The following is a 23,508-nucleotide window of genomic DNA, read 5'->3' on the forward strand; positions in this document are numbered from 1 at the left end:
TGCGTTCCGTGCGAGGGACGTGCTGTGTGCGTCGGTCCGGCGAGGGGCGGTGTCACTCCCCTGCGCCGGACCGTCGCGGTGGGTCACAGCAGTGCCGTCACGCGGTCTTCCCGTCGCCGGGCAGCAGCCGGCTGTAGATCTGGTCCAGGACCACGGCCTGGGCCTCCCAGGTCCACTTCTCCAGCAGTCCCGGGTCGTCGTAGGCGGCCCGGTAGCGCTCGGGGTTGGCGAGGACGGCCTTGACGGCGCGTACGTAGTCCTCGGTGTCCTGGGCCTTGAAGATCTCGCCCTGGCCGGTCTTCTCGACCATCTCGGCCATGGTGCGGATGTCGCTGACCACCAGCGGGAGCCGGGCCTGGGAGTACTCGAAGAACTTGTTGCTCAGGGCCAGTTCGTGGTTGGGCAGGTGGTGCAGCGGGCTGACCGCCGCGTCCGCCGTGGACAGGAACTCGGGCACCTGCCAGTGCGGCACGAAGGGCAGGATGTGGGCGCGGTCGCCCACGCCCAGCTCCTCGATCAGCTCGATGATCTTCTTGGTGGCCGGGAAGTGCTTGCCCGACGGCGGCAGGGACACCAGCGCGACGTGCACGTCGGGCATCAGGGTGAGGCCCTCGATGATCGTCTCGACGCCGCGCACGGGGTTGATGCCGCCGCAGTACGCGAGCAGCGGGGTGTCCGCGTCGACGCCGCACAGCTCGCGCAGGTCGGGGACCGGGTCGACGTCGGCCACCTCGTCCGCGGCCGGCTTCATGACCGGGGCGTTGAGGACGACGTACGGGGTCTCCTTGAGCTTGTGGCCCTTGACCAGCAGCTCGGCGAGCGACGGGGAGACGGTGATCACCGCGTCGGAGAAGACCGCGTGCTCCTTCTCCCACGCCACGTGACCGGGGATCCAGCGGTCGTGGTGGGAGTGCAGGCCGGGCACGAACTCGTGCGCGTCCCAGACGAGCTTGACCGGGTGGCCCGCGGCCCGCAGCCGGACCGCCGAGCGGGCGGCCACGCCCAGCATGCGGAAGTCGTGCGCGTGGATGATGTCGGGCTTGAGCTCGTCGATGTGCGGGCCGAAGGCCAGCTCGAAGTCCCACAGGTACGGCAGGAGCCGGCGCCAGGCGCGCTGGCCCATGGTGATCTGCCAGAACTTGATCTGGAGCTTGTCCAGCGGCGTGTCGAACTTCGAGCGCTTGCGCTTGGCGCGGCCGGTCAGGCGCGCGCGCACCGACACCCACTTGCTCGTCAGCTTCGCGGCGGCCTTGGGCACGACCAGGCGGGCGGCGGCGCCGCTGGCGCTGGGGCGGCCGGGGCCGCCGGCCTTGGCGGCGGCGGCGCGGAAGCGCAGGTCCGCGCGCCAGGCCTTCACCTGCTGCTTGCGGTACTTGGCGATCTGGGGCGTGCGGTACGCGAGCGGGCTGCGCCAGCGCAGTCCGTGCCTGTCCTGACGGCTGGGGCCCAGCGGGCTCGGCTTGGGCACCAGGCGGACCTCGGCGTCGCCGATGTTCCAGGTCTGGATCTCGGGAGCGGGCGAGATGCCGAAAAGGACGACCTCCCAGCCGGCCTCGGCAGCGGATCGAGCCGACTTCTGGACACGCGAGTCATTTCGGACACCGTTGTCGACCAGCATCACAACGCGGCCGCGGGAGGCCTTGGGCCTTCTCTGACCCTCGGTGCTGTCGAGCTCCATGAATGTGTGCCTTTCCTGATCTGAAACTTCTGGCACGTTGCAGGAGCCCGCAAGGATGATCGAGCTCGCACACCAGTTCCGTCCAAAGCGGGTGTCTCGTGCAGTGCACTTGGGTGCTGACGGCACGGCTACATAACCCGATAACCCGGCGCATCAAAGCATACCGTCAGCGACGGACCGCCCCGCGGCCCGGCCCGCGCCGTTGCCGGGCCGTTGCAGGGCTGTCGCCGGGCTGTCGCCGGGGCGTCGCCCGGGCGCGGCGACGGCCGCCGCCACGCCCGTATGATCTGGGTTCGGCCGTCCATACGTTTATTCAGTAGGAGCAGCGCACGTGAAGGTCATCAGTGTCGTGGGCGCACGCCCCCAGTTGGTCAAGCTCGCGCCCATCGCGGCCGCATTCGCCGACACCCCTCACGAGCACGTCATCGTGCACACGGGCCAGCACTACGACGCGGACCTCTCCGATGTCTTCTTCTCCGGCCTGGGCATCCCGGACCCCGACGTGCACCTCGGCGTCGGCTCCGGCGGCCACGGCGAGCAGACCGGCGCGGTGCTCGCCGCGATGGACAAGGTGCTGGAGACGGAGAAGCCCGACTGGGTCCTGGTCTACGGCGACACGAACTCGACGGTGGCCGGCGCGCTCTCCGCGGTGAAGCTGCACTACCGGGTCGCGCACCTGGAGGCGGGCCTGCGCTCCTTCAACCGGCGCATGCCCGAGGAGCACAACCGCGTCCTCACCGACCACGCCGCCGACCTGCTGCTGGCGCCGACCGAGGAGGCCATGCGCCACCTGTCGAACGAGGGCCTGGCGCACCGCTCCACCCTCGTCGGCGACGTCATGGTCGACGTCTGCCTGCGCATCCGCGACGCCGTCCTGGCCGGCGAGCACCCGCGTCCGGAGCTGCCCGAGGGCATCGACGCCGACGCGCCCTACCTGGTCTCGACGCTGCACCGGCCGGACAACACCGACGACCCGGAGCGGCTCGCCGCCATCATCGGCTCGCTGGCCGCGCTGCCCGTCCCGGTGGCGCTGCTGGCCCACCCGCGTCTGGTGGCCCGTGCCGAGCAGCACGGCATCAAGCTGAACCAGGGCGCGGTGCGCGTCGGCCGTCCGCTGCCCTACGCCGGTCTCGTGGGCGCCGTCCTGGGCTCCGCCGGTGTGGTCACCGACTCCGGCGGCCTGCAGAAGGAGGCCTTCCTGCTGGGCCGCGCCTGCACCACCGTGCGTCCGGAGACCGAGTGGGTCGAGACGCTCGAGGGCGGCTGGAACCACCTGGTGCCGGACCCGCACGAGACCCCCGACTTCACCGCGCTCGCCACCCGTCCGGCGCCCGAGACCCCGCGCGGCACGCCGTACGGTGACGGGAACGCCGCCGTGCGCGCCGTGCAGGCCATCGTCGAGGCCTGAGCCGGCCGCCGCTCTCGCCACCGTTCCATCAGTCTCCCGGAGCACCCCTTGCGAAACGTGATCAAGCGTCCCAGGACGACGGGCCCGCGGCCCGACGGAGTCCGCCCGCACATGATCTACCTGGCCATCGGCTTCCCGCCGGCGGCCAAGAGCTGTGCGTACCGGATGCGCGAGACGGCGAACAAGTTCGTCGAACTCGGCTGGGACGTGACCGTGCTCACCATCGCGGAGGAGTCCTGGGAGCGGGAGTACGGTCTCGACCACACGCTCTCCGACCCGGTGGACCCGCGGGTGCGGATCGTCGAGCTCCCGCTGGCCCGTGAGGACCTGGAGACCGACATCCGGCTGTTCACCGAGGACCGGGCGCTGAACCCGATCCGCTGGATGCAGCGGGAGCGCGACCGGCACCTGGAGCACTTCCCCGAGCCGGTGTTCGGCGGCTGGCGCTCGGCCCTGGAGCAGGGCGTCGTGGACATCCACCGCGAGTTCCCGGCCGACCTGCTGCTGGCGAGCTGCGCCCCGTACGTCAACCTGGCCGCCGCGTGGAAGCTGTGGGAGACGCACAAGGTCCCGTACGCGATCGACTTCCGCGACGGCTGGTCGGTCGACGTGATCGGCGGCGGCGAGGCGTTCACCCGTGACTCCGAGTCGGGCGAGTGGGAGTCCAAGGTCCTCTCGCAGGCCGTGGCGATCTGGTGCGTCAACGACCCCATCGCGGACTTCTACCGCGACCGCTACCCGCAGCTCGCCGAGCGGGTGCACGTCGTGCGCAACGGCTTCGACCCGGACAGCGTGCCCGAGGTGCACGGCCGGCCCGACCCGGACAAGGGCCTGACCTTCGGTTACCTGGGCTCGGTGAACTTCAAGCCCGCCTTCCTCGCCACCGTCCTGGACGGCTGGCGGGCGGCCCGCGAGCGCGATCCGCTGGTCGCCCGGTCCCGGTTCGAGATCCGCGGGCACATCGGCGCGGGCGCCAGCCGCGAGGCCAACGCCCACATGACGCTCATCCGGCAGGCCGAGCCCGACGGCGTCCTGTTCGGCGGCCCGGTGCCCAAGGCCGAGGTCGGCGCGACCTACGGCCGCTGGGACGCCCTGGTGCTGATGCTCGTCGGCGGCCGCTTCGTGACCTCGGGCAAGGTGTACGAGTTCATGGCGTCCGGGCTGCCGGTGGTCTCCGCCCACGAGGTGGACCACGACGCCTCCGCCGTGCTGGCCGGACACCCGCTGTGGACCGGCGCCTGCGGCCTGGACGCCGAGGGCATCGCCGACTCCTTCGTCAAGGCGGCCCGGATGGCCGTCGAGACGACGCCCGAGCAGCGGGCCGAGGCGCGCGCCCACGCCGCCCGCTTCACCCGCGGCCTGCTGATGGCCCCCGCGGCCCAGCACCTGAACGACACCGTCCGTTCCGCGCTCACCGGGAGCCGATCGGCATGACGGCCAAACGGGGGATCACACGGCTGCCCGGCGCGGTGGCCCGGCGCGCGCTGCACCCGAGCGTGCTGCGGACCGGAGCGGGCGCGCGCGCCTGGCGGCTCGTGGTGGCGGCGCCGGGGCTGCCGGACTCGCTGCGCTTCCGCATCGCCCAGCGCGTGCGGGACGGCCTGGACAAGGCCAACCGGCCCGAGGGCGCGGTCCTCGCGCTGAGTTCCGCGGCCCGCCGCACGACCAGCGCGCGGCACCGGGCGGACCTGCTCGGCGACGCCGCTCGCCTGGAACTGGCGCGCGGCAAGGCCCCGCGGGCCCTGACCGACGCCGTCACCGCCGAACTCGCCTACGCCGACGACCGGTTGGCCGAGGGCGACGCCGGCGCGGCGGCCGCGTCCGCGGTGCGGGCGCTGCAACTGGCCTTCCACCGGGTGCTGCACTTCGACCGGACGGCGTCGCCGCTCGCGCAGAATCCCGCCGGGTATCTGGCGCAGGTGCACGCCGCGGCGTCCGTCAGGGCGCTGACCGAGGGCGCGGGCCGCACCGTCGAGCCCGCCGCGCCGCCCGCCGGCCGGCCGCTGCGGCTGCTGTTCGTCACCCGGGGCAACGCGAACTTCCTGGGGGAGATCCGCGACCACTACACGGAGCACCCCGGCGTCGAGGTCCGCTCCCTGGACCTGAAGGACGAGCCGGAGCTCGACAAGCTGGCCGGCTCCCTCACCGCGCTGGCGGCCCACCGGCTGGGCGAGGACGAGGAGTTCGGCCGGCAGGCCGAGAAGCTCCTGCGCCCCCACCTGGACTGGGCGGACACCGTCTTCGTCGACTGGTGCGTCGGACCGGCCGCGCTGCTGACCTCAGTCGACCCGGGCGACACCCGGATCGTCGTGCGCCTGCACAGCGCCGAGACGTTCAGCCCCTGGCCGTTCCTGGTCGACTTCAGCCGCGTCGACGACCTGGTGTTCGTCGGCGCCCATCTGCGGGACCTGACGGTGGCCGTGGCGCCCGGCCTGACGGCGGGTCCCGGGCGGCGCACGCCCCGGCTGCACGTCATCGCCAACGCCATGGACCTGGCCGCACAGGTGCGTCCCAAGCCGGACGACGCCCGCTTCACCCTCGGCCTCACGGGGATCTCGTCGGTCGCCAAGGACCCGCGCTGGGCGATCGAGGTGCTGCGGATCCTGCGCGCGCAGGACTCCCGCTACCGGCTCCTGCTGATCGGCGAGGACGTCGACGCCAAGCTCAGCGCCGCCGCCCGCGCCTACGCCCGCCTCTACCGGGGCGACCTGGCCGAACTGGAGCCCTCGGGGGCCGTCCGCAGGCTCGGCCAGCTGGACGACGTCCCGGCCGCGCTGACGGACGTCGGCGTCATCCTCAGCTCCTCCGTGCGGGAGAGCTTCCACTGCGGGTTCGTGGAGGGCGCCGCGAGCGGGGCCGTCCCCGTGGGCCGCGACTGGCCGTTCTTCGCGGGCAAGACCAACGGGGCGCGCACCCTGTTCCCCGCCGACTGGGTCGTCGCCACCCCGCAGGAAGCGGCGGAACGCATCCTGAAGGTCACCGCGGACCCGGACAGCTGGCGCCGCACCGGCGAGGCGGCTTCCGCGCACGCCCTGGCATCATGGGACTGGCCGGTCGTGCGAGAGGAGTTCGACCGGCTCCTGCTGCGCTAGAAGGAAGGACGGCGCGATGAACTGCAGACTCGTGAGCCCGGTCGCGACCGGCTGCCTTCGCTGACCGGGCTGCGCTTCTGGGCGGCCCTTCTCGTAGTCCTCTACCACCTGTCCCGCAAGACGGGCGCCGTACCGTACGTCAGCGACGTGGTCTGGTACGGCCGTAGCGGTGTGACCTTCTTCTTCGTCCTGTCGGGCGTCGTCCTGGCCTGGACGTACGACGGCGCCCGCGTCCCGGCGAAGGTCTTCCTGTGGCGGCGCTTCGCCCGGATCTGGCCGCTGCTCGCGGTCAGCGCCGCCCTGTCGGTCGCGGTGTGGTGCGTCATGGGCCTGCCCGTGTCGCTCGCCGCGCTCGGGGCGAACCTGCTGGCCGTGCACGCCTGGTTCCCGGACCCGGTGATGTACACCGGGGGCAACCCGGCGGCCTGGTCGCTCAGCGACGAGGCGTTCTTCTATCTGCTCTTCCCGGCGCTGCTGGCCCTGCTGGCGGGCCACCGCGCCCGCGTGTGGGTGTGGACGGCCGTCGCCGTGACCTGCGCCGCCCTGGTGCTGTGGCCGGCCCTGTCGGGCCTGTCGCCGACCACCCGCAGCTGGGCGCTCGACTATCTGCCGCTGACGCGTGCGCTGCAGTTCGTGCTGGGCGTGGTGGCCGGGCTGGCGCTCAAGCGCGGCTGGCGGCCACCGCTGCCGCTGTGGGCCGCCGCGGCGCTCGTCGTGGGCTGGCACCTGGCCCTGATCCCGTGGTCGCACGCGGTCCCCGACCCGCTCTGGTACAGCCCCTACACGGCCTCGCAGTGGCTGTCGGCCCCGATCTTCGCGGCGCTGATCTGCGCGGCGGCACGGGCCGACCTCGACGGCCGGCGCACCGGGCTCGGCGGGGCCTGGATGATCAGGCTCGGACACTGGTCGTTCGCCTGGTACCTGCTCCACGAGATCGTGATCCGCGCCGCCGTCTTCACGTGGGGCAGGCCCGCCCCCGGCGGGGCGACGCTGCTGTTCTGGGCGGGCGTCCTGGCCGTCAGCCTGACCGCCGCGGCCGCCGCCTACCACGGGGTGGAGCACCCGGCCGAGCGCCGCCTGCGCCGCGCCGGCCCGTCCGTCCCACGCGCCGGCGCGCCCGAGCCCCGGCCGGTCGCCGAGACGCGATTAGCCGCCACGGCCGCGGCCTCCGTCCCCCCATGCGGGGGACGGAGGCCGCGGCCGTGTGCGTGCGGTACTCAGCCGCCGATGACCACGCGGCGGACGCCCTTCCAGGCCTCCGGGTCGGTGGTGCGGCGGCCGTCGACCAGGACGGTGACGTCCGGCAGGTCGGCCGGGGTCAGCGTGCGGTACTCGGCGTGGTCGGCCTGCAGGATCGCCGCGGTGACCTTCTCGCCCGCGTGCGGGGTGAGGCCGTGCGCGAGGAGCTCGGCGTCGGTGTACATCGGGTCCGAGACGAAGGGGACCGCGCCGCGCGCCTTGAGGGCCTCGACGGTCGGGAAGACGCCCGAGAACGCCGTCTCCTTCACGCCGCCGCGGTAGGCGGCGCCCAGCACGAGCACGTTGACGCCGGTCAGGTCGCCGTACGCGGCGGCCAGCAGGTCGACGGCGTACTCGGGCATCGCGGCGTTGGCCTCACGCGCGGAGCGCACGACGGTGGCGGCCGGGTCGTTCCACAGGTACATCCGCGGGTAGATCGGGATGCAGTGGCCGCCGACGGCGATGCCCGGCTGGTGGATGTGGCTGTAGGGCTGCGAGTTGCAGGCCTCGATGACCTTCTTGACGTCGATGCCGTTGCTGTCGGCGAAGCGCGCGAACTGGTTCGCCAGGCCGATGTTGACGTCGCGGTAGGTGGTCTCGGCGAGCTTGGCCAGCTCGGAGGCCTCGGCGGTGCCCAGGTCCCAGACGCCGTTCGGCTGCGGCAGGTCGTCTCGGGCGTCGAAGTCGAGGACGGCCTCGTAGAACTCGACGCCGCGGGCAGCGGACGCCTCGTCGATGCCGCCGACCAGCTTGGGGTAGCGGCGCAGGTCGGAGAAGACCCGGCCGGTCAGGACGCGCTCCGGGGAGAAGACGAGGTGGAAGTCGTCGCCCGCGGTCAGGCCGGAGCCCTCCGCCAGCATCGGCGCCCAGCGGGTGCGGGTGGTGCCGACCGGGAGGGTCGTCTCGTACGAGACCAGCGTGCCGGGCTTGAGGCCCTGCGCGATCGCCTTCGTCGCGGAGTCCATCCAGCCGAAGTCCGGGGTGCCCTCGGCGTCCACGAACAGCGGGACGACCACGACGACGGCCTCGGACTCGGCGACCGCGGACGCGGTGTCGGTCGTCGCGCTCAGCAGCCCGGCGTCGACGGCCTGCTTCAGCTTGACGTCGAGGTCGTGCTCGCCGGGGAACGGCTCGACGCCGGCGTTGACCAGCTCGACGACCTTCTCGTTGACGTCCGCGCCGATGACCCGGTGGCCCTTGGAGGCGAACTGCACGGCGAGCGGCAGGCCGATCTTGCCGAGTGCTACTACACAGATGTTCATGGAGGGTCGCTACTTCCTTTTGGAACCGGTCGGCTTCTTGAGACCGGCGGACTTCAACTTTCTGACGCCGGCCGCCCTGACGCGGACGGCCAGGGACTTCAGCTTCCGGACGAAAGCTGTCAGCGCGCTGATGACCAGAGCGCTCTTGGGCGGGAACATCCGAGCCGTGTCGACGACGACACGCCCCTTGTCGTTGACGATGGCCGACGCCCGGTAGGGGTCCCCCTCCCGGCCCCACCGGCGGGCCAGCGGCATGGGCAGGTCGGTGCCCCGCACGGGGACCTCGTACGTGGCGCCGGCCACGTCCAGGTACACCCGCACACCGCGCTTGGCGGTGACGTACTCCAGCGGGACGCGGGCGTGCAGCACGGTGGCCGCGCCGTCCTCGGCGGGCTTCACCGCCTGCTCGCCCACGGGCGCCGGGGTCTTGTGGTTCGGCTTCAGCTTGCGGGCGCCGTTCTTGTCGGCGGACTTGGGCATGGCCCCCTGGGCGAGCCGCAGGCTCACGCCGTCGGCCACGCCGGCCAGGGGCACCCGCACGGACGCCGTGTAGGCGAGGCCGTCGCCCTGCTGCTCCCACTCTGAGGCCAGCAGCCGGACGCCCGGGGCGAGGTGGGCGGCGACCGAGTCGCCGTCGAGCACCTCGTAGACACGGTCGGCGAGGCCGATGCGCGGGTCCCGGAAGCCGGCGTAGCGCGCGTACGTGCGGTCGTCCTCGACCACGAACGTGACGCCGTCGCGGGGCTCCGAGACGATCGCCTCGCACAGCTCGTCGACCGCGCCGGCCTGGGCCAGGGCGATGCGCACCCGCCGCCTGACGTCCATGGCCTCGCGGATGCCGTCGGTGAAGTAGGCGTCCGCGAGCCGCGCTATGCCCGCGCAGATCCTCTCGCGCAACGCGCGGTCCAGGGCCGGGAAGTCGTCCTGGACGAGCTTGGCCAGCTCCCAGGTGAAGTGCCGGCGCAGCAGGGCGTCGCGCTGCGGGCCCGCCTCGATGAGACCGGCCGCGAAGTTCATCATCTCGGCGGTGCACTCGAGCCGGGAGAGGTGGTCGGCGCGGTAGGTGATGTTGCTGGCGTCGCCGCGCTTGACCGCGTAGTAGCAGGTGTAGTCGGCCACCACCGAGATCTTGCGGGCCCGCACGAGCGCCTCGATGGTGAACGGCTGGTCGCTGCCCACCGCCATGTGCTCGGGGAAGCGCAGCTTGTGCTTCTCCACCAGCTCGCGGCGGAACAGCTTGGTGTTGGCCAGGGTGAACGGCACCCCCGGCTCGTCCAGCGGAACGTCCCGGTTGCCGTGCTGGTACAGCGCCTGGTGGACGTAGCGCCCGTTGGTGCCGACCATCTTGCCGACGACCACGTCCGAGTCGTGCTTGTCGGCGTACCTCACCATGCGCTCCAACGCCTCCTCGCCGAGGTAGTCGTCGGAGCCGATGAAGTACACGTACCGGCCGGTCGCCACCTCCAGCGCCCGGTTGCTGGGCGCGGCGGGGCCGCCGGAGTTGGGCTGGTGGATCACCTTGACGGTGTCCGGGTACAGGGCCGCGAACCGGTCGAGTTCGCGGCCGCTGTCGTCGGTGGAGCCGTCGTCGACGGCGACGATCTCCAGCCGCTCGCGTCCGATGGTCTGCCCGACCAGGGAGTTCAGGCACTCCGTCAGGTACGGCATCGTGTTGTACACCGCCACGACGACGCTGACGTCAGGCGCAGCACTCATGCTCGGGCTCCTGGTCTCCGCCGGCCGGGCCGGCTTGGTCCTGCGGGGAAAGTCTCACAGAACGTAGGAGTCCCGCCGAGCACGCACCGTTCCCCCGATGTGTGATGCTCAGCTGCCATGGACGGCCAGGTCCTCCACCGGAAGCGTAACGCTGGTGTTGTTCGTGGCCGATTCCAGGAGCGCCGCGGCCACCTCGACGGTGCGCATGCCCTGGCGCAGGGTGCAGATGTCGACGGGCTTGCCGAGGACCGCGTCGCGGAAGAGCTCGTGCTCGACCTGGAGCGGCTCGCGCTTCGGGATCGCGTAGCGGATCATGTCGCCCTCGGACACGCCGCGGAAGGCCTGGAGGGCCTCCCACTCGGTGGTGACCGCCGCGTTGGAGTGGAACGTGAGGTCGGCGGTGAGGGTGTCGGCGATGAAGCAGCCGCGCTCGCCGGTGACCGAGGTGAACCGCTCCTTGAGCGGGCTCAGCCAGTTCACCAGGTGGTTGACCATGGTGCCGTCGTCGAGGCGGCCCACCGCGGAGACCATGTCCTCGTGCTCACGGCCGCTCTTGGAGACGGTGTGCGCGGCGATGGACACGTACTGACGCCCGGTCACCCAGCCGGTCAGGTCGATGTCGTGCGTGGCGAGGTCCTTGACGACGCCGACGTCCGCGATGCGGTGCGGGAAGGGACCCTGGCGGCGGGTGACGACCTGGTAGACGTCGCCCAGCTCGCCGGCCTCCAGCCGGGCGCGCAGCGACATCAGCGCCGGGTTGCAGCGCTCGATGTGACCGACGCCGGCCACGAGCCCCTTGGACTCGAACGCCTCGACGAGCCGGCGGGCGCCCTCCACGGACTCCGCGACCGGCTTCTCGATGAGCGCGCAGACGCCGGCGTCGGCGAGCGCCAGACCGACCTCTTCGTGCAGGTGCGTCGGGCAGGCCACCACGGCGTAGTCCACGCCGAGGGCGATCAGCTCCTCGACGGTGTCCAGGATCGGCACGCCCTGGGCGGCGCCGAACTTGTCCCCCATCGGGTCGACGACGCCGACGAGGTCGACGGCGTCCAGACCCGACAGGACACGGGCGTGGTGACGCCCCATGGAACCGAGGCCGACGAGTCCCGCTCGCAGCGACTTCCCGGTGCTCACAGCTGCTCCCCCAGAGCATTGACGGCGGTGACGATCCGCTCCAGGTCCTGCGTGGACAGGGCCGGGTGGACGGGCAGGGAGACGACCTCGGCGGCCGCCCGGTCCGTCTCGGGCAGGTCCCAGGTGCGGCCCGCCTTCTGGTCCGGCTCCCAGTACGGCTTCAGCCGGTGGATGGGGGTCGGGTAGTACACGGCGTTGCCGATGCCGGCCTCGGTGAGCCGGGCCATGGCGGCGTCGCGGTCGCCCTGGATGCGGACCGTGTACTGGTGGAAGATGTGCCGGGCGCCGTCGGCGGTCTTCGGCGTGATCACGTTCGGCGCCGTGATGTGCTCGCTGAGGTAGGCGGCGTTGGCGATGCGCTGCTCGGTCCAGCCGTCCAGCTTGCGGCGCTGCACGCGGCCGATGGCGGCCGAGACGTCCGTCATGCGCACGTTGGCGCCGACGATCTCGTTGGCGTAGCGCTTCTCCATGCCCTGGTTGCGCAGCAGGCGCAGGGTCCGCGCGGTCTCCGCGTCACCCGTGGAGATCATGCCGCCCTCGAGGCTGTGCATGTTCTTCGTCGGGTAGAAGCTGAACGTGCCGACCGCGCCGAAGGCGCCGACGGGGGTGCCGTTCAGCGCGGCCGCGTGGGCCTGGCAGGCGTCCTCGACGACGGCGAGTCCGTGCTGCCCGGCGATCGCCATGATCTTGTCCATGGCGGCCGGGTGACCGTACAGGTGCACCGGCATGATCGCGGCGGTGCGCGGCGACAGGGCGGCCTCGACCGCGGCCGGGTCCAGGCAGTACGTCTCCGGGTCGACGTCGGCGAAGACGACGTCCGCGCCGACGAGCCGCACCGCGTTGGCGGAGGCGGCGAAGGAGAACGACGGCACGATGACCTCGTCGCCCGGGCCGAGGCCGAGGGCGAGGAGCGACAGGTGCAGCGCTGAGGTGCCGGAGTTGACCGCGACGCAGTGACGTCCCTCGACGAGCTCCGAGAACTCCTCCTCGAAGGCGGCCACCTCGGGCCCCTGGACGACCATGCCGCTGCGCAGCACGCGCACGGCGGCTTCGATCTCCTCCTCGCCGATCACTGGTTTGGCGGCCGGTATGAACTCATGGGCGTCGGTCATCGACATCCCCTCCTCTACGGCGACCTCGAAGGCGCACCACGTCATGCATGGTCGGGAAGGGACCGTGTCGATGCACAGCACGGCCGCATCCCTGGTTGTCCGCCGGCGCCTGTGGGCGGGCGGACGGCTTGTACACAGGACCCCGCCCCGTGAGGGTTCCTCGCGGGAAGTCAGCCGTGTCCGGACCGGAGGACCGGATGTGCTCATCGGCTGTGGTCACGGTGTGCATGTCTTTGGCCACCGAGACCAGAGTGCACGTTACCAGCCTGGAGACGACGAACTTGCCCAGGGTCATCACCCCGAAACCCATGGCGCGGGTGCGCTCTCTCACAAGAGAGACACAGAGTAACTCCATGGTGAACGCACGGCGACGCAGGCACGGGGGGCGGGCGAAACGCCGGTGCGGGCGCCCGGATGCTCCGGACGCCCGCACCGTGTCTGTCCGCGCCGGGCGGGTCAGTCCTCCGTCGAGGCCGTGACGGACGGCACACTCTGCTCGGCCGCCACGGTCTTCTTCGACACCGACTTGGCCGCCTTCTTGGCCGTCGTCTTCTTGGCGGCGGTCTTCTTCGCGGCCGTCGTCTTGGCCGCCGCCGTCTTCTTGGTGGCGGCCTTCTTCGCCGTGGCCTTCTTCGCCGTCTTGCGGGCGGCCGTCTTCTTCGCCGGAGCCGCCTCGTCGTCGGCGGGCGCGGCGGCCCCCTCGGACGTGGCCTCGGCCGCGCCCTCGGTCACGGACCCGGCCGTGGCCTCCGCCGCGACCGACGGGACGACCACGACGGCCGTCTCCTCGGAGGCGGTCGGCGCGGTGGCCTTGCGCACGGCGCGGCGCCGCGGGCGGGCCGGGGCCGCGCTCTCGGCGACGGGCTCGGCGGCCTGGCCGGCCTCCGGCTGCTCGACCGGGGCGGCCTCGGCGGCCGGGGCCGGGGCCGGGGCGGCCGGGGTCTCGGCGACCGTGACCACGGCGGCCTCGGCGCCGGCGGGCGATCCGGCCGGCGCGGACACCTTGCGGGTGGCGCGGCGGCGCGTACGGCCCTTGGGCGCGGCCTCCTCGACGGCCGGCGCGCCGGCGGCGGACGCCTCGACGACCGGGTCCTCGACGGCGGCCGGCTCCGTGTGCGCGGTGGCCGTAGCGGCCGGCTGCACCGGACGCTCGGTCTCCGCCTCGACGGTGACGTCCTGCGCGGTGGGCGCCTCGACGGTCTCCTCCGCGGTCCCGGCCGACAGCTCCGAGACGAACGCCTCGGAGCCGCCCGCGCGGCGCGACCCGCCCCGCGGCGCACCCGCGGGAGCGGACGCCCGGCGGCTCGACCGACGCCGGCCCCGGCCGCGCGTGGCGGCGGCCTCAGCCTCGGCGACGCTGCTGTACAGCTCCTCGTCCACGGCGAAGTCGGGGGCGGCGAGCGCGACCGGCTCGGCCACCTCGGCGGCGACCTCGGCCTCGCTCTCCGTCTCCGGCTCGGCGTCCGCGTACGGCTCGGCGGTCTCGGCCGCCGCCGTCTCGTGCTCGTGCTCGTGGTCGTGGCCCTGTCCGTCGCCGCCGCGGCCGCGCTTCTTGCGCTTGCCGCCGCCGCCGGCGGACGTCGGCTGCTCCATGTGGACGATGACGCCGCGGCCGTTGCAGTGCACACAGGTCTCGGAGAACGACTCCAGCAGGCCCTGGCCGACCCGTTTGCGGGTCATCTGCACCAGGCCCAGCGAGGTGACCTCGGCGACCTGGTGCTTGGTGCGGTCGCGGCCCAGGCACTCCAGCAGACGCCGCAGCACCAGGTCCCGGTTGGACTCCAGCACCATGTCGATGAAGTCGATCACGATGATGCCGCCGAGGTCGCGCAGCCGCAGCTGGCGCACGATCTCCTCGGCCGCCTCCAGGTTGTTCCTGGTGACCGTCTCCTCGAGGTTGCCGCCCTGCCCGGTGAACTTGCCGGTGTTGACGTCGACCACGACCATGGCCTCGGTCCGGTCGATCACCAGCGAGCCGCCGCTGGGCAGCCAGACCTTGCGGTCCAGCGCCTTGGCGAGCTGCTCGTCGATCCGGTAGGTGGCGAAGACGTCGACCTCGGAGGTCCACTTCGACAGCCGTCCCGCGAGATCGGGGGCGACGTGCGAGACGTAGCCGTGGATCGTCGACCAGGCCTCGTCACCGCTGACGATGACCTTCGTGAAGTCCTCGTTGAAGATGTCGCGCACGACCCGGACGGTCATGTCCGGCTCGCCGTACAGCAGCGTCGGCGCGTTGGAGCCGCCGCCGTTCTTCGCCTTCTTCTGGATGTCCTCCCACTGGCCCTGAAGCCGCTCGACGTCACGGCGCAGCTCGTCCTCGCTCGCGCCCTCGGCGGCGGTGCGCACGATGACGCCCGCGTCCTCGGGGACGATCTTCTTGAGGATCGTCTTGAGGCGGGCCCGCTCGGTGTCGGGCAGCTTGCGGCTGATGCCGGTCATCGAGCCCTCGGGCACGTACACGAGGTAGCGGCCCGGGAGGGAGACCTGGCTGGTCAGACGGGCGCCCTTGTGGCCGATCGGGTCCTTCGTCACCTGGACGAGGACGGACTGGCCCGACTTCAGGGCGGCCTCGATGCGGCGCGGCCCGTTGGCCATGCCGAGCGCCTCGAAGTTCACCTCGCCGGCGTAGAGGACGGCGTTGCGCCCCTTGCCGATGTCGATGAAGGCGGCCTCCATCGACGGCAGGACGTTCTGCACCTTGCCCAGGTACACGTTGCCGACGTACGAGGTGGCCTGCTCCTTGTTGACGTAGTGCTCGACGAGCACGTTGTCTTCCAGGACGCCGATCTGGGTGCGCTCGCCGCTCTGGCGGACGACCATCACCCGCTCGACGGCCTCGCGGCGGGCCAGGAACTCGGCCTCGGTGATGATCGGGACGCGTCGGCGGCCCTGCTCACGGCCTTCCCGGCGGCGCTGCTTCTTGGCCTCCAGGCGGGTCGAGCCCTTGATGGACTGCACCTCGTCGGACGGCTCGAAGGACTTGCGCGGCTCGCGGACCTTGACGACCGTGCGCTCGGGGTCCCCGTCGACGGGCTCGACCGCCTCGGTGGAGGCGTCCCCGGCGCGGCGGCGACGGCGGCGGCGACGACGGCTGCCGGCGGTGGAACCGCCCGCGTCCTCGTCGTCCGCGTGCTCGTCCTCGGCGTCGTCCTGCTCGGCGGCGTCCTCGGTGTCCCGGGCGCTGTGCCCGGCGGCGTCGTCGGAGTCGGCGTCGCCGGACTCGCCCTCGCCGTCGGCGGCGTCGCCCCGGCGGCGGCGGCGGCCGCCGCGGCGGCGACGGCGGCGCGAACCGGTCTCCTCGCCGTCGTCGTCACCGTCGGCGAAGTCCTCGGCGGCCTCGTCGGCCTCCTCCGGCTCGCTGTCCGGCTCGTCCTCGGCGACGGGCGCCGCGCTCTCGGCGGCGGGTGCGGCGGGGCGACCGGAGTCGGCGTCCTCACCGGCGACGGCGGCCCTGCGGCGACGGCGACGGCGCGTGCCGGCGGGCTCCTCGGCGGGCTCCGGGGCGCTCTCGACCTCTTCGGGCTCCTCGGCCACGACGGTCTCCGCCTCGGCGGCGGCCTCGGCCGCGGCCCGCTGCGGGGTCTGGAACTGGGGCTCGGCGAACACGGGCGCCTGGAAGACGGCGACCGCGGGCCGCGCCGGACGGCGCGGAGCGTCGTCCTCGCCCTTCACGGGCTCGGGCGCGGAGAAGCCGCCCGCGGCCCGGCGGACCACCCGACGGCGACCGCGGCGCGGACCGGCCTCGGCCTCGTCCTCGTCGGCGGCGGGGGCCTCGGCGGCCTTCGGTTCCTCGACGGCGGCGGGGGCGGCCGGCTCCACGGCCGGCTCGGGCTCCTGGGCCGCCTGGGGCTCCGCGACCTCGGGGGTCTCGGTGGCCTCGGCGGCGGGCGTGGAGACGCGACGGGTGGCACGACGGCGGGAGCGCGGAGCAGCCGGCTCGGCCGCCTCCTCCGTCGCCACGGACGCCTCGGCCTCGGCGTCCGCGGTGGTGTCGGCGGCCTCCGGCGCGGCGGCGGGGGCGGTCACCCGGCGGGTGGCGCGGCGCCGGGTGCGCGGGGCGGCCTCGGCGGGCTCCTCCTCGGCTGCCGGAGCCGCCTGGGCTGCCGGAGTGACCGGCTCGGGCGCGGCGGCGGGCTCCACGGCGGCCTCCACGACCTCGGCCGGCGCCTCCGTGGGCGTCGTCACGCGGCGCGTGGCGCGGCGGCGGGAGCGGCGGGGAGCCGCTTCCTCGGCCGCGGCCTCGTCGGCGGCGGCCTGGTCGGCCGGGGCGCTCGCCTCGGCGGCGGCCGGCACGACGGTCTCGGCCGCCTCGACGGCAGCCGGGGCGCCGGCGGGCGCGGAGGCCCGGCGGGTGGCCCGGCGGCGGGCGCGCGGAGCGGCCTCGGCGGCCTCCGCGGGCTGGTCCGCCGCGGCGGCGGCACCGGTGTTCTCGTCCTGGACGGTCTCGTCCGTGACGTCGTCCTCCGCCAGTTCCGCGACGGACTCCACGGCCGGTATGGCCGGCGTGGTGATCTCTGCCGGGGCGTCGGCGGCGGCCCCGGACGGCGGACCCGCCGGCCGGGAAGCGGCACGGCGCCGACGACGCGGCGGCAGGGTGTCGCTGGGGGTGTTCGCTTCGGAGTCCGTCACGGACTCTGCGGATTCGGTTGGCTCGAGCATGCGGGCGTTTCTCCCGTCAGGCTCCCGGGCGCCGCGCCTGGTCCGGCGGCGATCACAAGGGATCGACCGCCGTTGACGTCCGCGGCTCGCGCGATGCGCGGTGCCGCCGTCCGGGGCGCGGGCGCCGCACGGGAGCTCTCTGTGTCCTGTCTCGCCGGTTCCGTACGCCGAATGCGTACGGCCTGGCGAAAGTCTTCTGGTCGGTGCGCTGCCCGACCCAGGTGGCTCCCGAGTACGAGGGCGGCGCTACGACGTACGTTCCTTCGCGGGACCTTCCCTACGCGGGCGCCTTCGCGGCGGCAGCGGGATCGGCCGTTGTGAGGGCCTGAGCTGCCTCGCGGTCGGGCGCGAGCGGGTCGGTCACCGAGCCGGTCTCTTCATCGAACAGCCCCTGCGCCAGCCTGGTCACCGCAGCGGGGACCGGCGGCGCCAGGTCGGCCACGGCGCGGAGACCGGACAGGACGTCGTCGGGTCGTACGGCAGGCGTCACGTGCCGAACAACCAGCCGCAGTATCGCACAGGGCTGGTCGGTCGGCCTATCAGCAGGTTCACCGTGCGTTTCCAGACTGACGACCGCGGCCCGGGTGTCGAAGGTGCGAACGCCGTTCTTGGTCGTGCGCTGGACCTCCACGGCGTCGGCCCGGTTGAAGGCCTCCACCGCGCGGTCGGCGTCGGCCCGGTCCACGCCCACCAGCCGCAGCTCCCACACGGAGGCCGTCAGCCGGTCGGCCAGACCTGAGGTCCGGGCCTCGACCGCGTCGACGACGTCGAGCCCGGTGGGCAGCGACTCGTCGAGCAGAGCTCTCAGCTTCTCCGGATCACGCGCCGCCGTCAGCGCGATCTCCAGGTACTCCGCCTCACTGCCCGTGCCGGTGGGTGCGGCATTGGCGTACGACACCTTCGGGTGCGGCGTGAACCCCGCCGAGTACGCCATCGGCACCTCGGCACGGCGCAACGCGCGCTCGAAGGCACGCTGGAAGTCACGGTGGCTGGTGAACCGGAGGCGGCCGCGCTTGGTGTAGCGCAGACGGATGCGCTGCACCGCGGGTGCGGGCGGCGGGCCTTCGGGCTGTCGCTTGCCCAGTGTCGTTCAGTCCTTCGTGAGAGCGGTCGTACTGCTACCAAGAGTACGTGCCTCGCCCGCCGATGGTTCCCGGCGGGCGACCGCCTCCCGCGGAGCGGGCTCCCCGAAGAGCATGCGGCGCACGTCGGCGCGGGTCTGGCGGGCCGTCTCCCGGGCGGCGGCGAGGGCCTGCCGGGACACCCTGCCCACGCTGCGGGCCGCCTGCGCCGCCGGGCGCAGCACGGCGTCCCGCACGACGTGACCGACCGGGGTGAGCACGGTCCGGTACGCCCAGCGCACGGGCTCCACGAAGGTCCACCTCAGGACGGTGGCGAGGAACCGGCCGACGGCGAGCGAGATACGGCCGGCGATCCGCCAGGCGTGCCCGAGGGCGTCCCCCACCTCCCGTGCGACGACGGCGAGGACGCGGCCGACGGGGGCCAGCACCCAGCGCCACAGGGCGAGCGCGGGCAGCACCAGCAGGATCCGGGCGGTCCAGTAGAGGGCGAGGCCGATCCCGCCGGCCAACAGTCCCAGGAGCCGCCACACCCCCCGCGCGCACCAGGCGAGCGCCCGCCCGACCGGTGCGATCGACCACGTGTACAGCCAGCGGGCGGGCACGACGACGAGGTACCTGACCAGCCACGCCCCCGCGCCGTACAGGCCGGAGCCGACGGCCGCGGCCACCGCCCCGATCCCCCTCAGCAGCCACAGGACGGCGTGCCCGACCGGCGTCAGCACGCGCGCGTACACCCACCCCGCCCCGGCTCCCACTCCCCGCGCCAGCCACACGAGGCCGTGCCCGACCGGGGTGAGGATCCGGCGGTGAAGCCAGACCGCGGGCACGACCAGCAGCACGTGTCCGAGCCAGGCGAGCGCGCGGCCCAGGGGCGCGACGACGTACCGCCACATACCGATCAGCGGCCAGACGAACAGCGCCTTGCCCAGCCAGAGCAGGGCCCGCCCGAAGGGCCTGAGGACCGTGTCCCGCAGGAGGCGTCCGCCGACGACGAGGGCGTCCCAGGCCATGCGCACCGGCACGACCAGCACGAGCACCACGATGCGCACGGGCAGCCGGATCGCCACGACGAGACACCCCTCGGGCGCCTGCCCGGACGGCCGGCCCGCCGGTGACGCGGGCGACGGGGCTGCGGGCGGTTTCTGCAGGTCCATATGGACGTAGACGCTACAGCCGGCCGAGCGGATGCACACACGCCGGGACGGGTGCCGACGCCCGTCAGGTGACGTGCTCCTGAGGGCATGTCAGGGGCGGCGTCCCGCCCTCCGCGTTCCGGCCGGGCCCTCGAAGAAGCCGCCCCGGCGACGGTCCCGACGCGTGGGCTCGCCGCCGGGCATCGATCGAACCGAGCCCGGCTGCCGCCCCGGCCGCCCGGGCGTCGGACGCCCCCTCAGGGGTACGCCGCGCGCCCGGCCGGGTTGAGGTCCGGGGTCGCGCGCCGCTCAGTGACCGTGGGCGTGGCCGCTGCCCGCGGGCTGCTTCACCGTCAACGGCAGGAGCTTCTTGCCCGTGGGGCCGATCTGGATACGGGTGTCCATCGCCGGGCACACCCCGCAGTCGAAGCAGGGGGTCCAGCGGCAGTCCTCGACCTCGGTCTCGTCGAGGGCGTCCTGCCAGTCCTCCCAGAGCCAGTCCTTGTCGAGGCCCGAGTCCAGGTGGTCCCAGGGCAGGACCTCCTCGTACGTCTTCTCGCGCGTCGTGTACCAGTCGACGTCCACGCCGAACGCGGGCAGCGTCTTGTCGGCGCAGGCCATCCAGCGGTCGTAGGAGAAGTGCTCGCGCCAGCCGTCGAAGCGGCCGCCGTCCTCGTAGACGGCCCGGATGACCGCGCCGATGCGGCGGTCGCCGCGCGAGAGGAGGCCCTCGACGATGCCGGGCTTGCCGTCGTGGTAGCGGAAGCCGATCGAGCGGCCGTACTTCTTGTCGCCGCGGATCTTGTCCCGGAGCTTCTGCAGGCGGGCGTCCGTCTCCTCGGCGGAGAGCTGGGGGGCCCACTGGAACGGGGTGTGCGGCTTGGGCACGAACCCGCCGATGGAGACGGTGCAGCGGATGTCGTTCTGGCCGGAGACCTTGCGGCCCTCGGCGATCACGTTCATCGCCATGTCGGCGATCTGGAGGACGTCCTCGTCGGTCTCCGTGGGCAGGCCGCACATGAAGTACAGCTTCACCTGGCGCCAGCCGTTGCCGTAGGCGGTGGAGACGGTCCTGATCAGGTCCTCTTCCGAGACCATCTTGTTGATGACCTTGCGCATGCGCTCCGAGCCGCCCTCGGGCGCGAAGGTCAGGCCCGAGCGGCGGCCGTTGCGGGTCAGCTCGTTCGCCAGGTCCACGTTGAAGGCGTCGACGCGGGTCGAGGGGAGGGACAGCCCGATCTTGTCCTCCTCGTAGCGGTCCGCGAGGCCCTTGGCGACCTCGCCGATCTCGCTGTGGTCGGCGCTCGACAGGGAGAGCAGTCCGACCTCCTCGAAGCCGGTCGCCTTGAGGCCCTTCTCGACCATGTCGCCGATGCCGGTGATCGACCGCTCGCGCACCGGGCGGGTGATCATGCCGGCCTGGCAGAAGCGGCAGCCGCGGGTGCAGCCGCGGAAGATCTCCACCGACATGCGCTCGTGGACCGTCTCGGCGAGCGGGACCAGCGGCTGCTTGGGGTAGGGCCACTCGTCGAGGTCCATGACCGTGTGCTTGGACACCCGCCACGGCACGCCCGACCGGTTCGGCACGACGCGCGCGATCCGGCCGTCCGGCAGGTACTCGACGTCGTAGAATCGCGGGACGTACACCGCGCCCGTCTTCGCGAGGCGGAAGAGGACCTCCTCGCGGCCGCCGGGCCGACCCTCCGCCTTCCACTCGCGGATGATCTTCGTCATGTCGAGCACGGCCTGCTCGCCGTCGCCGATGACCGCCGCGTCGATGAAGTCGGCGATCGGCTCGGGGTTGAAGGCGGCGTGCCCGCCGGCCAGCACGATCGGGTCGTCGAGACCGCGGTCCCGGGCCTCCAGCGGGATCCCGGCCAGGTCGAGGGCGGCCAGCATGTTGGTGTAGCCCAGCTCCGTGGAGAAGGACAGGCCGAAGACGTCGAAGGCCTTCACCGGGCGGTGGCCGTCCACGGTGAACTGCGGGACGGCGTGCTCCCGCATCAGCGCCTCCAGGTCCGGCCACACGCTGTAGGTGCGCTCGGCGAGGACGCCCTCCTGCTCGTTGAGCACCTCGTAGAGGATCATGACGCCCTGGTTGGGCAGACCGACCTCGTACGCGTCCGGGTACATCAGCGCCCAGCGGACGTCGCACGCTTCCCAGGGCTTGACGGTGGAGTTGAGTTCGCCGCCCACGTACTGGATCGGCTTCTGCACATGCGGGAGCAGTGCTTCGAGCTGCGGGAAGACCGACTCGACAGACATCGCGGGGGCACCTTCGTGAGCTGACCGGGGATCCCCCCGGCGCGGGGCTCGGGGGAGGGTGACCATCTAGCGTAACCCGGCCGGAGGCATCCCCCGCCCGCGAGACGTCCCGCGCGGCCGGTCCTCACACCTCCATCTGCTCGCAGACCCGCTTCCAGACGTCGGGCAGCGCCTCCTCCGCCGACCCGGCCCGCCCTTCCTCCCTCCCGTAGAGCACCCCGTAGGTGAACGCGCTCTCGCCCGCCGCGTGCGCCACGGCGGACAGCTCGCGCAGGGTCCGGCGGGCCATGACGCTGTCCTGGTGGTCGCCGAGCAGGCTCTGCAGCGACTTCATGGACTTGGCGAGCGCCTTGGCGGAGCCGCCGAGCGCGGGGACGGCGGTCTCCGCCGCGTAGCGGGTCCGCTTGGTTTTCTTGCGCGCCTCGTGCAGGCCGACGTCGCGTGCCTGGCCGGCCGGCTGTTCCAGGGCCTGCCCGATCAGCGCGGACACCTTCCTGAAGTCCTTGCGCACGGCCTTGGCCAGTACCTTGGCCGGCTTGCGTCCGGCGGCCTCCAGCAGCGGCGGGTCGGCGACGAGGGCGTCCAGCGCGTCGAGGAGGGTCAGATGGCGCGGCGAGTCCAGGACCCCGAGCAGCCGGCGGCGCGCGTCACGGTGACGGGCCTGCGCCCAGGCCCGCAGCCGCGCGTCCACCGGGCCGGAGACGAGCGGGCGGGGCAGGTCGTCGAGGGCGGCCGCCAGTCGCTCGTCGAGCACCTCCTGGTCGCGGCCGGCGCCCAGTTCGCCCGCGAGCCACTTCAGCTCGTCGGCGATCGGGGCGGTGACGGCCGGGTCGAGGACCTTGCGGAAGGTGCGGAAGGTGCTGCGCAGCCGCCGGGTCGCGACGCGCATGTCGTGCACGGAGTCGGGGGCTTCCTGGCGGACGGCCGGGTCGAGGGCGACGATCGCGTCCCGCTGGGCGCGCACATACGCGAGGACATGGTCACCCGCCGTCATGGGAGCGCCCGCGCCGGCCTTCTCCCCCACCGGCATGCGCCCGGCGGCCGACGTCTTCTTCTGCGCCCCCTCGTGCCGCGCCCGCTTGTTCTGCGCCCGCTTCTTCTTCGACGCCGTCTCGCTCAGCGCCCTCGCCAGTTTGGAGGACGACGCCGACGGCCGGACGCCGGCCTTGCGCAGCCGCTTGTCGACCTTGTCGAGGAAGGCCGGATCGGCGCCGTCGGCGAGTTCCACCTCGATCTCGGTCCACCGGGTGCTGCCCTCGCCGCCGAACAGCCGGTCGGCGCGCACGGCGTCCACGCTGGCCTCGGCGAGCGGTCGGCCCTTGCCGTCGACGAGTTCCCGCACGTCCCGGCTGGAGCGCAGCCTCATCACCGGCACCAGCCGGCCCTCGCGGACCCGCGAGCGGACGAGCCGGACGAGTTCCTCGGGCACGGTGTCCGAGAGCGGTGATCTGATCTCGTCGCGGACGCCGGTCTCGACGGGGAGTTTCAGGTGCCAGCCCGCGTCGGAGCCGCCGGTGCGGCGGCGCAGGGTGATCGAGGCCGCGGCCAGCCGCAGGTCGGAGGTGTCGTAGTAGGTCGCGTCCAGCTCGGTGACGCCCTTGTCGAGGACGGTGGCGATTCCGGCGACCCCGGTCAGGTCGGGCAGCCCGCCCTCGTCGGATTCGTACTTGCGCTCGATCTCGCGTTTCGTCTCCGCCATGAACCGAATCTAGCCGCACCCGGGTCCGG

General features: G+C 73.0%; 13 protein-coding genes and 1 pseudogene. 4 read left to right on the forward strand and 10 right to left on the reverse strand.

All coding sequences use genetic code 11. The features are described from left to right. Positions 1–97: 97 nt before the first annotated feature. Positions 98–1,678: a glycosyltransferase family 4 protein gene (locus OG802_RS11895; RefSeq protein WP_329409822.1), complete on the reverse strand. Its 1,581-nt coding sequence runs from the start codon at positions 1,676–1,678 to the stop codon at positions 98–100. A gap of 331 nt (positions 1,679–2,009) precedes the next feature. Between OG802_RS11895 and wecB the strand changes: the two genes are divergently transcribed. The 4 genes and pseudogenes from wecB to OG802_RS11915 form a co-directional block, all read left to right on the forward strand. After that, complete coding sequence (gene wecB, locus OG802_RS11900; RefSeq protein WP_256914714.1) at positions 2,010–3,086, forward strand: non-hydrolyzing UDP-N-acetylglucosamine 2-epimerase; 1,077 nt, start codon at positions 2,010–2,012, stop codon at positions 3,084–3,086. A gap of 111 nt (positions 3,087–3,197) precedes the next feature. Further along, positions 3,198–4,520 (forward strand): glycosyltransferase, encoded by a 1,323-nt coding sequence (locus OG802_RS11905; RefSeq protein WP_329409828.1) that lies wholly within the window; start codon positions 3,198–3,200, stop codon positions 4,518–4,520. Then, positions 4,517–6,178, forward strand: coding sequence for a glycosyltransferase (locus OG802_RS11910; RefSeq protein WP_329409830.1), 1,662 nt, complete (start codon positions 4,517–4,519; stop codon positions 6,176–6,178). The genes OG802_RS11905 and OG802_RS11910 overlap by 4 nt, the downstream gene beginning before the upstream one ends. A 108-nt stretch (positions 6,179–6,286) precedes the next feature. Then, a pseudogene (locus tag OG802_RS11915) lies at positions 6,287–7,165 on the forward strand (acyltransferase family protein); the annotation flags it as partial. A 230-nt stretch (positions 7,166–7,395) separates the two neighbouring features. On the opposite strand, the gene OG802_RS11920 reads toward OG802_RS11915, so the two are convergent. The 9 genes from OG802_RS11920 to OG802_RS11960 form a co-directional block, all read right to left on the reverse strand. Continuing rightward, positions 7,396–8,679 carry a nucleotide sugar dehydrogenase gene (locus OG802_RS11920; protein ID WP_329409832.1) on the reverse strand — a complete coding sequence of 428 codons (1,284 nt, stop codon included), beginning with the start codon at positions 8,677–8,679 and terminating at the stop codon, positions 7,396–7,398. A 9-nt stretch (positions 8,680–8,688) separates the two neighbouring features. After that, complete coding sequence (locus OG802_RS11925) at positions 8,689–10,395, reverse strand: glycosyltransferase family 2 protein (RefSeq protein WP_329409834.1); 1,707 nt, start codon at positions 10,393–10,395, stop codon at positions 8,689–8,691. A gap of 108 nt (positions 10,396–10,503) precedes the next feature. Next, positions 10,504–11,529 (reverse strand): Gfo/Idh/MocA family protein, encoded by a 1,026-nt coding sequence (locus tag OG802_RS11930; protein WP_329409836.1) that lies wholly within the window; start codon positions 11,527–11,529, stop codon positions 10,504–10,506. Beyond that, the gene (locus tag OG802_RS11935) at positions 11,526–12,641 is read right to left on the reverse strand and encodes a DegT/DnrJ/EryC1/StrS family aminotransferase (protein WP_329409838.1); all 1,116 of its coding nucleotides are present in this window, start codon (positions 12,639–12,641) and stop codon (positions 11,526–11,528) included. The genes OG802_RS11930 and OG802_RS11935 overlap by 4 nt, the downstream gene beginning before the upstream one ends. Positions 12,642–13,097: 456 nt before the next feature. Further along, positions 13,098–17,300 (reverse strand): Rne/Rng family ribonuclease, encoded by a 4,203-nt coding sequence (locus OG802_RS11940; protein WP_329409840.1) that lies wholly within the window; start codon positions 17,298–17,300, stop codon positions 13,098–13,100. A 277-nt stretch (positions 17,301–17,577) separates the two neighbouring features. Continuing rightward, on the reverse strand, positions 17,578–18,342 hold the full coding sequence (locus tag OG802_RS11945) for a TIGR03936 family radical SAM-associated protein (RefSeq protein ID WP_329409842.1): 765 nt from the start codon (positions 18,340–18,342) through the stop codon (positions 17,578–17,580). 48 nt (positions 18,343–18,390) lie between these two features. Beyond that, on the reverse strand, positions 18,391–19,536 hold the full coding sequence (locus tag OG802_RS11950; RefSeq protein ID WP_329409844.1) for a hypothetical protein: 1,146 nt from the start codon (positions 19,534–19,536) through the stop codon (positions 18,391–18,393). A gap of 288 nt (positions 19,537–19,824) precedes the next feature. Further along, positions 19,825–21,780 (reverse strand): TIGR03960 family B12-binding radical SAM protein, encoded by a 1,956-nt coding sequence (locus tag OG802_RS11955; RefSeq protein WP_329409846.1) that lies wholly within the window; start codon positions 21,778–21,780, stop codon positions 19,825–19,827. A 124-nt stretch (positions 21,781–21,904) separates the two neighbouring features. Then, complete coding sequence (locus OG802_RS11960) at positions 21,905–23,479, reverse strand: CYTH and CHAD domain-containing protein (protein WP_329409848.1); 1,575 nt, start codon at positions 23,477–23,479, stop codon at positions 21,905–21,907. Positions 23,480–23,508 lie beyond the last annotated feature (29 nt).

Origin of the sequence: Streptomyces sp. NBC_00704, assembly GCF_036226605.1 — a bacterium.
Classification (GTDB): Bacteria; Actinomycetota; Actinomycetes; order Streptomycetales; family Streptomycetaceae; genus Streptomyces.